At 70.1% G+C, this 12,269-nt stretch carries 9 protein-coding genes and 1 pseudogene; 6 read left to right on the forward strand and 4 right to left on the reverse strand.

All coding sequences use genetic code 11. The features are described 5' to 3' along the window. Positions 1-63: 63 nt before the first annotated feature. The 3 genes from A3IC_RS0123170 (at position 64) to A3IC_RS0123180 (ending at position 3,556) form a co-directional block, all read left to right on the forward strand. On the forward strand, positions 64-1,101 hold the full coding sequence (locus A3IC_RS0123170) for a zinc-dependent alcohol dehydrogenase family protein (RefSeq protein ID WP_052173728.1): 1,038 nt from the start codon (positions 64-66) through the stop codon (positions 1,099-1,101). Between the two features lie 278 nt (positions 1,102-1,379). Continuing rightward, positions 1,380-2,771, forward strand: coding sequence for an alpha-L-fucosidase (locus tag A3IC_RS56065; RefSeq protein ID WP_020552447.1), 1,392 nt, complete (start codon positions 1,380-1,382; stop codon positions 2,769-2,771). 113 nt (positions 2,772-2,884) lie between these two features. Further along, positions 2,885-3,556: a FadR/GntR family transcriptional regulator gene (locus tag A3IC_RS0123180; protein ID WP_026218620.1), complete on the forward strand. Its 672-nt coding sequence runs from the start codon at positions 2,885-2,887 to the stop codon at positions 3,554-3,556. 73 nt (positions 3,557-3,629) lie between these two features. On the opposite strand, the pseudogene A3IC_RS68885 reads toward A3IC_RS0123180, so the two are convergent. Continuing rightward, a pseudogene (locus A3IC_RS68885) lies at positions 3,630-4,023 on the reverse strand (hypothetical protein); the annotation flags it as partial. 293 nt (positions 4,024-4,316) lie between these two features. Between A3IC_RS68885 and A3IC_RS0123185 the strand changes: the two are divergent. From A3IC_RS0123185 to A3IC_RS0123195, 3 genes are all read left to right on the forward strand, one after another. Beyond that, complete coding sequence (locus A3IC_RS0123185) at positions 4,317-5,720, forward strand: L-fuconate dehydratase (RefSeq protein ID WP_020552449.1); 1,404 nt, start codon at positions 4,317-4,319, stop codon at positions 5,718-5,720. Beyond that, positions 5,717-6,559, forward strand: a complete 843-nt coding sequence (locus A3IC_RS0123190) for an SDR family NAD(P)-dependent oxidoreductase (RefSeq protein ID WP_020552450.1) — start codon at positions 5,717-5,719, stop codon at positions 6,557-6,559. Before A3IC_RS0123185 ends, A3IC_RS0123190 begins: the two co-directional genes overlap by 4 nt. Positions 6,560-6,652: 93 nt before the next feature. Then, positions 6,653-7,597, forward strand: coding sequence for an aldo/keto reductase (locus tag A3IC_RS0123195; protein WP_026218623.1), 945 nt, complete (start codon positions 6,653-6,655; stop codon positions 7,595-7,597). 241 nt (positions 7,598-7,838) lie between these two features. On the opposite strand, the gene A3IC_RS0123200 is transcribed toward A3IC_RS0123195, so the two are convergent. The 3 genes from A3IC_RS0123200 to A3IC_RS0123210 all read right to left on the reverse strand — a co-directional run bounded on the left by A3IC_RS0123200 (position 7,839) and on the right by A3IC_RS0123210 (position 12,268). After that, positions 7,839-10,124 carry an alpha-L-fucosidase gene (locus A3IC_RS0123200; RefSeq protein WP_026218624.1) on the reverse strand — a complete coding sequence of 762 codons (2,286 nt, stop codon included), beginning with the start codon at positions 10,122-10,124 and terminating at the stop codon, positions 7,839-7,841. Positions 10,125-10,263: 139 nt separating this feature from the next. After that, a complete protein-coding gene (locus tag A3IC_RS0123205) occupies positions 10,264-11,382 on the reverse strand; it encodes an ABC transporter ATP-binding protein (RefSeq protein WP_020552453.1) in 1,119 nt (372 codons plus the stop codon). Positions 11,383-11,431: 49 nt separating this feature from the next. Further along, a complete protein-coding gene (locus A3IC_RS0123210) occupies positions 11,432-12,268 on the reverse strand; it encodes a carbohydrate ABC transporter permease (protein WP_020552454.1) in 837 nt (278 codons plus the stop codon). Between the last annotated feature and the right edge of the window lies 1 nt (position 12,269).

Here is a 12,269-nt window from a genome sequence, read left to right on the forward strand (position 1 = left end):
TGGAAGTGAACGGCGATCAGTGGCCTGTCGGGCCCGGTTCTCCTACGGTTTGGGGCGAAGGACATGAGCGTCGACATTTCTCCGAGTGGGCGCCGCGCGGGGCGCGCCTGGGCCGTGACCCGCCCCGGGCCGATCGACACTCACCCTCTCGCGCTCGTCGAACGCGAGCCGGCGGAGCCCGGGCCGGGGGAAATCCTGGTGCGAGTGGAGGCATGCGGTGTCTGCCGAACGGACCTGCACCTTGCGGAGGGCGATCTGGCGCCGCACAGAGCGAGCACCGTCCCCGGACACGAAGTCGTCGGCGAGGTCGAGTTCGTCGGCGTGGGCGCGACGCGCTTCGCACCCGGCGACCGGGTAGGCGTCGCGTGGCTGCGCCACACCTGTGGGAGATGCCGCTACTGCCGGGCCGGTGCCGAGAATCTGTGCCCCGACTCGACGTATACGGGCTGGGACGCGGACGGCGGGTTCGCCGACCGGGTTCTGGCACGCGAGGACTACGCCTACGCACTGCCCGCCGGTCGCGACGCCGGGCATTTGGCGCCGCTGTTGTGCGCGGGCATCATCGGCTACCGGGCGCTGCTGCGCGCCGATCTGCCGCCCGGGGGCAGGCTGGGTATCTACGGCTTCGGCGCGTCGGCTCACCTCACCGCGCAGGTGGCGCTGGCGCGAGGTGCGTCCGTGCACGTCATGACCCGGTCCGAACAGGCCCGCCGCCTGGCCCTGGAACTCGGCGCCGCCTCCGCCGGGGACACCTACGACACACCGCCCGAACCGCTGGACTCCGCCATCGTGTTCGCCCCGGTCGGCGAGATCGTGCCGACGGCCCTCGCGGCGCTCGATCGAGCCGGAACCGTGGCCGTCGCGGGCATTCACCTGACCGACATTCCGCCGCTGAACTACCAACGGCACCTGTTCCACGAACGCAACCTGCGCAGCGTCACCGCCAACACGCGGCACGACGGCACCGAGTTTCTTCGCTTGGCGAGCGAGATCGACCTTCGGGTGAAGACGACGCGCTACCCGATGAGTCGTGCCGACCGAGCCCTCGCGGACCTCGCCGCCGACCACGTCCGCGGCGCAGCAGTTCTGATGGCCGATTGATCACGTGAGCGAGGACGGATGCCGACATCGACCGTCCCGCTCGGGACGCACATGGCGTTCGGCGCCGTCCACGACGCCGGCGCCGTCCGTCGCCACCCGAGCAGAGCGCTCCCGCAGGCATGGTGGACCTGTATCGAGAGAGCCGATCTATCTTTCGTCGATATGCCCATTATCAGGGCATTGCATGGGTCGCACTCTTGTCAGAGCAGTCATAACCAGGAATATTGATCCTACCTTTCCTGATCATGCTCCGGCTCGGCCCTGCCCAAGGATTTCGCATGTCTGCATCCACCCCCGGTCACGACGATCCCGTTCGCCCGCTTCCCGGCTGGTTCGACGACGCCAAGCTCGGGGTGATGATCACGTGGGGGTTGTACTCGGTGCCGGCGTGGGCGCCGCTGGACGATCGACTGGTCCGGTTGCTCGCCGAGCACGGCGACGGGGCGGACCGGGATCGCTCCTACCATGCCGAGGCGGACGCGGACGGGTTCGATCCGATCGTGACCACGAGCTACAGCGAGTGGTACCTGAACTCGGTGTCCGTGCCGGGCAGTCCCACCTGGCACCACCACCGGGAGACCTATGGGGACCGGACCTACGCCGACTTCCGCGGCGATTTCGCCGCGGCCGTGGAGCAGTGGTCGCCCGAGCCCTGGGCGGAGTTGTGCGCCGCGGCCGGCGCGCGGTACGTCGTCCCGCTCGCCAAGCACCACGACGGCTTCCTGATGTGGCCCAGCAGCACGCCCAACCCGCACCGGCCCGACTGGGCCCTGGAGCGCGACGTACTGGGCGAGTTCCGGGAAGCCGTCCGGGTGCGCGGGATGCGATTCGGGATCTACTACTCCGGCGGCATCGACTGGACCTTCGCCAACCTGCCGATCCTGCGCGCCGACGACGTGGCCCGCGCGGTGCCGCACTCGCCGGAGTACGCCGCCTACGCCGACGCGCACTGGCGTGAACTGGTCGAGCGCTACGAGCCCGCCGTGCTGTGGAACGACATCGGCTATCCGCCGGCCGCCGAGCCGGAAAAGCTCTTCGCGGACTACCGCCGGGCCGTTCCCGACGGCGTGGTCAACGAGCGCTTCTACGCCGGCACGCCCGACTTCGTGACGCCCGAGTACGCGACCCGCGCCACCTCGGGCGGCACCAAATGGGAGACCGTGCGCGGGGTCGGGCTGTCCTTCGGGTACAACCGCCAAGAGGACGCGTCGTGGACCACGTCGGGGCCGGACCTGGTCGAACTGCTGGTGGATGTGGTGAGCAAGGGCGGCAATCTGCTCCTGGGCATCGGTCCCGATGCGGCCGGTCGCATCTCGCCGGAACAGGACGCGGCGTTGCGCGAGCTGGGGGCCTGGCTCGCGGTCAACGGTGACGCGGTGTACGGGAGCCGTTCCTGGCACGTTGCGGAAGATCGGACGGCTGAGGGTCTGCGGGTGCGCTACACCGAGCGGGACGGCGACCTGTACGTGACCTTCCTGGACCGCCCGAGCGCCGGTGTCTCGGCGCCCGAGCGGCTTGCGGGCGCCGCTGACGCCGGCTGTGTGTGGCTCGGCGGGGACGGCACCGTGGGCACCCTCGGTAGCCTGGCGGGCTTGCCGGTGCCGCCCGTTCGGGACGGCGTGCCCGAGCCGGCGGTGTTGCGGATCAGCCCGGCGCCCGAGCCGATGTGATCGCGAACGCGCGTCGAGCGGACCGGCCGGTGGGTGGCGACCCGACCGGCCTGTCTTCTTGTTCACCGGGCCGTCATACTGGAAGTCATCGGACCTCTGGAAGGATCATCGGCATGGCTGTGACGGACGAGGCCATCGACAGGATCAAGGAGATGATCGTCTCCGGCGAGCTTCGGCCCGGCGACAAGCTTCCGAAAGAGGCGGACCTGGCCACCAAACTGGGGCTGTCGCGCAACTCGCTGCGCGAGGCGGTCAAGGCGTTGTCGCTGATCCAGATCCTGGACGTGCGGCAGGGCGACGGCACGTATGTGACGAGTCTGGAACCCGGTCTGTTGATGGGCGCGATCGCGTTCGTCGTGGACTTCCACCACGACAAGAGCGTGCTCGACTTCCTCCAGGTCAGACGGATCCTGGAACCGGCCGCGACCGCGCTCGCCGCGGCCCGGATCGATGCTGTGGGGATCGCCGAGCTGCGCGGCCTCGCGCAGGTCGACGAGCCGCATCCCACCACCGAGCAACTGATCGAGCAGGACCTGCGCTTCCACCAGGCGATCGCGGGCTTCAGCGGCAATCTCGTGCTGTGCTCGCTGCTGGACTCGCTGTCCAGTCCCACGATGCGCGCCCGGGTCTGGCGCGGTCTGACCCAGAGCGACTCGTGGGAGCGTACGGTGCGCGAGCACCAGGCGATCGTGGACGCACTGGAGAGCGGCGACGCGGAGGCCGCGCGGGCGTGGTCGACGGCGCACATCGCGGGTGTCGAGCAGTGGCTGCGCAAGGTGGCCTGACGCGCGGTCCGGCGGGCCCGCCGGACCGCGCGTCAGGTGGCTCAGCAGGTACTCGACCAGGCACGCCCTGGGAAAGCATGTCGGCCGTCGTGCCGGTTCGTCGGAGCGTGCCGTTGACGCTCAGGACGAGGGCCGGCGCCTGCGGATCGGGCACCTCGTCGGCGGTGGCCGGCCACGGGCCGAGCGGGTCGAAGGCCGGGCCCTCATGAACACGATCGGCTCGATCGGTATCCCGGCGCCGGTCTCGCGCGTGTGGTCGTGGTAGTTCAGGCCCAAGCACACGATCTTCCCGGATCGGGCGAGCGGCGGGCCGTAGTGCGGGCCGATCGCGTCCAGGAGCGGCAGGCTCGCCGGTTCAGGTGGACGGACCGGTCCGCGAGCGGCGCGGTGTCGATGTCCTCGGCCATTCCCGACAGGTCGCGCAGGATCCCGTCGGCACCCGGGAGGGCCGGGCGTTCACAACCGGAAGGGCTGCACGGACCGCTTCACATCGGTCTCCTGGGGTGATTGTGTCTTGCCTCATCGAATGAGTCATCCGACGTATAGGTCATGATAGACGGTCGAAGTATGTGGAATATGACTTACTTTGCCCATTCGATGGAGATATTGATCCGATGAATGCTGGACGCGTGCACGCCAACCACGGTATACATCGGATGTCTGGGGTCTCCGGGCCCAGCCCGTCCCGGACACCCCGCCACAGGGAACCCACCCCGTTCGCGGCGGCCGGGCCGCACGGCCGACAACCGAGGAGCCACACGTGACCCCGCAGCACCCGAACGGCGTGAGCCGGCCCGCCCCACCCGAACGGCCCACGACACCGACCCGACCCGTCGTCACCGAACTCGTGACCACCGACATCCGCTTCCCGACCTCCCGGGACCTGGACGGCTCGGACGCGATGAACCCGGACCCGGACTACTCCGCCGCATACGTCGTCCTGCGCACCGACGCCGCCGACCCGCACGAGGGACACGGCTTCTCGTTCACCATCGGGCGCGGCAACGACGTACAGGTCGCCGCGATCGACGCGCTGCGTCCGTACGTGGTCGGCCGGCCGCTGGACGAGCTGCTCGACGACCTGGGCGCGTTCTCCCGGTCCCTGGTCGGCGACAGCCAGTTCCGCTGGCTGGGCCCGGAGAAGGGCATCATGCACATGGCCATCTCCGCGGTCGTCAACGCCGCGTGGGATCTCAGGGCCAAACGCGCGGGCAAGCCGCTGTGGCAACTGCTCGCCGACCTGACGCCGGAGGAGATCGTCGACCTCGTCGACTTCCGCTACCTCGGCGACGCGCTCACCCGCGAGGACGCGCTGGCGATCCTGCGCCGCGCCGAGCCGACCCGCGCCGAGCGGGCCGAAGCGCTGCGCCGCACCGGGTATCCCGCGTACACGACCTCGCCCGGGTGGCTGGGCTACGACGACGACAAGCTCGCCCGGTTGTGCCGCGAGGCGGTCGCCGAGGGCTTCACCCAGATCAAGCTCAAGGTCGGCGCCGATCTGGCCGACGACGTCCGGCGCTGTCGGATCGCCCGGGAGAGCGTCGGCCCGGACATCCGCATAGCGGTGGACGCCAACCAGCGTTGGGACGTGGACGAGGCGATCGTCTGGATGCGCTCGCTGGCCCCGTTCGATCCGCACTGGATCGAGGAGCCCACCAGCCCGGACGAGGTGTTGGGCCACGCGGCGATCCGCAGGGCGATCGCCCCGATCAAGGTCGCCACCGGCGAGCACGTGCAGAACCGGATCGTCTTCAAGCAGTTGCTCCAGGCCGAGGCGATCGACTTCGTACAGATCGACGCGTGCCGGGTCGGCGGTGTGAACGAGAACATCGCGATCCTGCTGCTCGCCGCCAAATTCGGCGTCCCGGTATGCCCGCACGCCGGCGGCGTCGGCCTGTGCGAACTGGTCCAGCATCTGTCGATGTTCGACTACGTCGCGGTCGGCGGCCGGATCGAGGACCGGGTGATCGAGTACGTCGACCACCTGCACGAGCACTTCCTTGCCCCGGTCGTGATCGCCGACGGAAACTACCGGGCGCCGTCCGCACCCGGTTTCTCGTCCACCATGAACCCCGCCTCGATCGCTCGATTCCGCTACCCGGACGGCGAGTTCTGGGCTGCCGATCGCGCCGCACAGGCGCCTGTCGTGAAGGTGTCCGCATGAGCAAGCCGGCCGGCCCGACCAACCCGTCCGCCTCGTCAAGCCCGTCCGCCTCGTCCCCGGCCTCCGCGCCGGCCTCGCCGTCGACCGGAGACTTCACCGGCCTGCGCGCCCTGGTCACCGGCGGCGCGTCCGGCATCGGGCTGGCCACCGCCCGGATGCTGACCGCCCGCGGCGCGACCGTGGCCGTGCTCGACCGCGATCCGACCGCGGTGGCCGGCGACCCCGACCTGTCCCCGTTCACCGCGGACATCACCGACGACGCCTCGGTCACCGCGGCCGTCCGGGACGCCACCGCGCTGCTCGGCGGCCTGGACATCCTGGTCAACAACGCCGGCATCGGCGCGGCCGGCACCGTCGCCGACAACGAAGACGGCGAGTGGCACCGGGTGTTGGACGTCAACGTCGTCGGCCTGGTCCGGGTCACCCGCGCCGCGCTGCCGCACCTGCGGGCATCGGCGCACGCGGCGATCGTCAACACGTGCTCGATCGCCGCGACCGCGGGTCTGCCGCAGCGCGCGCTCTACTCCGCCTCCAAGGGCGCGGTGCTGGCGCTGACCCTGGCGATGGCGGCCGACCACGTCCGCGAGGGCATCCGGGTGAACTGCGTCAACCCCGGCACCGCCGACACTCCGTGGGTCGGCCGGCTGCTGAATGCCGCCGACGACCCGGCGCGCGAGCGGGCGGCCCTCGACGCCCGCCAGCCGATGGGCCGGCTCGTCGACGCCGACGAGGTCGCCTTCGCGATCTGCTCGCTGGCGAGCCCCCTGGCGGCCTCCACCACCGGCACCTCGCTCGCCGTCGACGGCGGCATGCAGGGACTGCGGCTGCGGCCGGAATAACCCGATCACGACCGGGATCCGGAGTCGAGGGAGGCGAACGCATCGTGTGCGCCCTCGACTCCGCGGTCTTTGTTCAGCAAGGGAGTATCGTTCGTGGACACCAACCGCATCGGCAATACGCCCGTCGTCGTGAGCTCGATCGGTCTCGGGGCGGCGGCGCTCGGGAATCTGTACACCGCGACCGACGACGAACAGGCGCACACGACCGTCGAGGCCGCGTGGGCCGCCGGGATCCGCTACTTCGACACCGCGCCGCACTACGGGGTGGGCCTGGCCGAGACCCGGCTCGGGGCCGCGCTGCGCGGGCGCCCGCGCAGCGCGTACACGATCTCGACCAAGGTCGGCCGGCTGCTCGTCGACGACCCGGCCGCGCCCACCGCCGCGGACGGATTCGTCGACACGCCGCGCCGGCGACGCGTGCGCGACTACACCGCGGACGGCGTGCGACGCAGTCTCGAATCCAGCCTGGAACGCCTGGGGTTGGACCGGATCGACATCGCGCTCGTGCACGACCCCGACGAACACTGGGAGCAGGCCGCGCACGAGGCGGTACCCGCGCTCGTGGCACTGCGCGAGCAGGGTGTCGTGGGCGCGATCGGAGTCGGCATGAACCAGTCCACGATGCTCGATCGCTTCGTCGCCGAAACCGACGTGGACTGTGTGTTGCTCGCCGGCCGGTACACCCTGCTCGACCGCAGCGGCGGCGCGTTGCTCGATCACTGCGCGAAGCGCGGCGTTTCGGTGCTGGCGGGCGGCGTGTACAACAGCGGTCTGCTCGCCGATCCGCGTCCCGGCGCCCACTTCGACTACGCGCCGGCCGACGCCGACCTGCTCGCCCGCGCCCTGCGGTTGCAGGCGATCTGCGCGCGCCACGACGTCCCCCTGCGCGCCGCGGCGATCGGCTTCGCCGCCGCGCACCCCGCGGTCGCCACGGTCCTGGTCGGCGCCCGCAGCCCCGAGGAGGCGGCCGACGCGGCCGCGATGGGCGGGTGGGATGTCCCGGCGGCCCTGTGGGCCGAACTCGCCGCCGTGACCTGAGACGCGACTCGCCCCGCACTGGGGCAGGGCGAGCCGAGGGCCCGTTTCCCGACCGGGAAACGGGCCCTTTTTGTCGTGTAGTTGCGTAATTGCGTAGTTCTGTTGTCACTTCATGTTGTCGCATCGCTGCGTCGCCGCTTCGGTTTGTCGTCGCGTCGTCGCGTCGCGCGCACGTGCCGACAAGAGAGCCCGGCCGTACGCGAAGTACGGCCGGGCTCTCGGGTGACGGCGGGTCCGGGTGCTACTTGGTCACGTACGCCGCGTCGAACTGGAGGTAGCTGCCTCCGGTCTTGGTGAGTGTGACGGTGTGCGGGCCCGAGGTCGGGAACTTCGCCGAGTACACCTTCTGTCGGGCCGCGTACGACCCGCCGTTGTCGGTGGTGGCCATCCCGGCCGCGACGCCGTCGAGGGTGACGTCGGCGGTCGCGTAGCCGTCACCCATCGGGGCCAGTACGTCGACGGCGCTGCCGGTGAACGTGATCGTGACCGAGTCGCCGTTCGTCGAGCTCCAGGTCACGTCGTCGCCGTGGTCGCCGCCGCCGCGATTGCCGGAATGTGTCCAAGCGCCCTGGTAGGAGACCCCCGAGTCGGTGTCGTTGAGCGCCATCGGGCCCTCGATCATCCGGGCGCCGTCGATCGTGAGCCGCACGCCGGAGACCTTGACCAGTTTGACGGTGTGTGTGCCCGGCGCCAGGTGGCGTGCCGCGTACAGCACGGACTGCGGTCGAGGCCACCAGGAGAAGCCGTCCAGCCGTTGGACGAGCGCACCGTCGAGGTACACGTCGTACTCGCCGCCCAGCAGGTTGCGCGGGCCCAGGACGTCGGCGGCTGTGCCGGTGAACGTGTACGTGACCGAGCTGCCGTTCGCGGTCGCCGCCTGCACGTCGTCGCCGAGATCACCGGTCCAGGAGTTGCTCGTGTACTTCCACGCGCCGTCCCAGGTGAAGCCGGGCGTGTCCTGGTCGACGGGCTCGGCGTCGATGCGTTCGGCGTTGCCGCGCAGGGCCTGGCGCACGTCGTTGAGGATCGAGAGGGATTGCTCGGAGACCTTGCCGTCCTCGTACATCATCAGGTTGAAGCTGAGCGGGACCTTGCGTGAGGCGGCGTCCAGCGCCCAGTCGACGGCCTGCTTGGCGGAGAAGTTCGGGCCGCCGATCTTTTGGCCGCGCAGGTGGATGCCCCAGTCGTCCTCCATCCGGAACATCGCGTGCTGGAGCAGGCCCTTCTGTGGACCGGACCGGAAGATGCCGTTGCCGCCGACCGGCGCGCTGCCGTCGATCGGCTCGCCGTGCACCTCCTCGGCGAAGTAGGTGTCCTGGAAGTCGGTGTAGCGGGGCAGGATCCACGAGTTCCAGGAGACCATGCGCGCCGGGTTGCCGGTGCGCGCGATCTTCTCCAACTCCTCGAACGGGGCCGGGTAGTAGATCAGACCGTCGTCGAAGAAGAAGCCGTCGAGCTTCTTGCCGTAGCGGTTGCCGATGTCCGCGACGACCTGCTTCCAGTTGTTCAGCAGCGTGCTGCGGTCGCCGGTGCCGGTGGTGTAGAAGGTGTTCGGGAACTTCTGGGTGGGCCACCAGGCCGCGTCCTCGGTGCCCAGGTGGTAGTACAGCGTGAAGCCCAGGCCCTCGGCGTGCAGCGCGTCGGCGATCTCGCCGATCAGGTCCCGCTCGGCGGTGAGATCGCCGTTGCCGACGATCCTGTCGATCGCCGCGTTCGGGCCGTCGACGTGGTAACCCCACCAGCTGTACGACCAGATCACGTAGCCCGCGCCGGTGCCTTTGACCATCTTCACGAAGGCCGGCACGTCGAAGTCGGCGGCCTGGCGGTTCAGCGACTTGGCCGGCCCGCCGTTCTCCGGGAAGCCCCACGAGCCGTACTGGAACATCAGGCCGTAGCCCGCCGACGCGAAGTCGGAGGTGTTCGCGCGGGCGGCGGCGATCCGTGCCTCGCGCGCCGGGCGGTCCTTCTCCCGAACCAGTTCGAGCGACTTGACCTGCGCGTCGCCCGCGAGCGTCGCGGTGCGACCGAGCACGATCGTCGACGTCCCGGACGGCAGCGCGAGCTTGCCCGCGTCCACGCGCGCCCACCCGCCGGCGGGCTGGGCGAAGCCGGTCGCCGCGGCCGAACCGCGCACGCCGATCTTGAACGTCTGGCCCGGTGCCGCGTTGACCATCCCGGTGATCCGGTACACGTCGCCCTTGGGCACGGTCACGGTCCACGCGAGGTAGTCGTCCGAGGTCTTGAAGTTCTCGACCCAGAAGTTCTTCCTGGTGTCGGGGGCGAACACGGACATCGAGGGCGTGCGCTCGGCGGCCGTACCCATCAGGGTCGTGACGTTGTCCGTGACCGCCTTCTGGTCGACCGGCAGCGGGACCTGTCCCGCCTGCGGGACGGCGTCCGGTGCTGCGGCCGGCGCCGATTCGGCCGGCCGGGGTGTGCGCGCCGCCTGTGCGGCGGGCGCGACGACCACCAGCGGCGCGCACATGGCCGCGGTGGTCGCCAGGATGGTGCACCATCGTCTCAACATCGGTCAAGACTCCTTGCTTGTCGCCGGGAGGGTGCTGATGGATCGGCGCCGTCGCGGCCAGGCGACGGCGCCGTACACGAATGCCCGGCGGTACGGGCGTACGGCCGGGCATTCGCGGGTTCGGGGTGGGGGCGTCCGGTCAGCGCAGGGCAGCCCCGGATTCGGCGTCGAACAGGTGGATCCGCGCGGGGTCCAGGGCCAGTTCGACCTTCGCGTCCGCGACCACGGCGCTCTCGGCCGGGAAGCGGCAGGCGATCGGCGCACCGGCCGAGGTCGCGTCGCCGCGTATCGCGCCGAGGGTGACGTAGACGTTCTTCTCCGCGCCCAGTGCCTCGACGTACTCGACGATCGCCGGGATCCGCACATGCCTGGCGGTGTCCCCGAGGATCGACGCGTCCAGCAGGTGCTCGGGCCGCACGCCGACGGTGACCGGCCCCTCCGGATACCCGCGCTCGGCGGCGGGCAACGGCACGTCCACGCCGCCGAGTACCACCTCGGTGCCGCCCTTGCCGGTGCGCAGCCGCGCCTCGACCAGGTTCATCGGCGGCGTGCCCATGAACGACGCGACGAAGGTGTTCGCGGGGGAGCGGTAGATCTCGTCGGGCGTGCCGATCTGCTGGAGACGACCCTCCTTGAGCACGGCGACCCGGTGGCCCATGGTCATCGCCTCGACCTGATCGTGCGTCACGTAGACCATCGTGGTGCCGACCCGGCGCTGCAGGCGGGCGATCTCGCCGCGCATCTGCACGCGCAGCTTGGCGTCCAGGTTCGACAGCGGCTCGTCCATCAGGAACAGCGCGGCGTCACGGATGATCGCCCGGCCCATCGCGACGCGCTGGCGCTGGCCGCCGGAGAGCTGGCCGGGCTTGCGGTCGAGGTAGTCGGTCAGCTCCAGCATGGCCGCCACCTCGCGCACCCGGCGGTCGATCTCGTCCTTGGGCCGCTTGGCCAGGCGCAGCGGGTAGGCGATGTTGCGGGCCACCGTGTAGTGCGGGTAGAGCGCGTAGTTCTGGAACACCATCGCGATGTCGCGGTCGCCCGGGTGCACGTCGTTGACGACGCGGTCGCCGATGCGCAGTTCGCCGCCGGTGATCGATTCCAGGCCCGCGATCATCCGCAGCAGGGTGGACTTGCCGCAGCCCGAGGGGCCGACCAGGACCAGGAACTCGCCGTCGGCGATGTCCAGATCCATGCCGTGCACCGCGACGTGCCCGTTCGGGTAGGTCTTGGACACCTGGTCCAACATCACCTGGGCCATGAGTGCTCCAACGTGCAGAAGGGGTGGTGGGCGATCGAGGCGGGCATGCTCATTCCTTGACCCCGCCGCTGGTCAGGCCCGCGGTGATGAAGCGCAGGCCGAAGACGACGAGCAGCAGCGCGGGGACGGCGAGCAGCACCAGCGAGGCGTTGTACTTGCCGATGTCCGAGGGGCTGGTCGCCAGGTACTGCTGGAAGGACTGCACCGCCTTCGCGGCGGTCGTGTACTTCTCGTCGGTGAACAGCAGGCTCGGGAACAGGAAGTCCTGGAGCGACCACATGACGCACAGGATGGAGAGGTTGACCAACGCGGGCCGGCACAGCGGCAGATAGACCGTGCGAAAGACCTGCCAGTGCCCGGCCCGGTCCATCCGCGCCGCCTCGATCAGCGAATCGGGGATGTTGTCGCCGAAGTTGCGCAGCAGCAGCACCGCGAACGGCAGGGTCAGCGCCGCCTCGGGCAGCGCGACGCCCAGGTAGTTGTCGAACAGGCCCGCCTCGCGGATCGTGTAGTACAGCGGCACCAGGATCGCGGTCCCGGGCACCGCCAGACACAACACGATGCCGTAGTACAGCGCCTCCTTGCCGCGGAAGTGCAGCTTGGAGAAGGCGTATCCGGCGAGCGCGCCGACGCTGACCACGATGCCGGCGTGCAGCACGGCGATGATGAAGGAGTTCAGGTAGGTGTCGTAGATCGTGACGTCGCCGACCGGGTCGGTGAACAGCGCGGTGTAGTTGCCCGTCCCGCCGCCTTCGAGGGATCGCTTGATCGCGGCGTAGATCGGGAAGAGCCAGATCGCGCCCATCAGCAGCAGCATGCCCTGGAGGATCCGGCGGTCGCGCTTGCGACCGGTGAGTACGCGCATGGCGTCGCTGGTCTCGGCCACG

This window comes from Embleya scabrispora DSM 41855, from assembly GCF_000372745.1.
In the GTDB taxonomy this organism is placed as follows: Bacteria; Actinomycetota; Actinomycetes; order Streptomycetales; family Streptomycetaceae; genus Embleya; species Embleya scabrispora.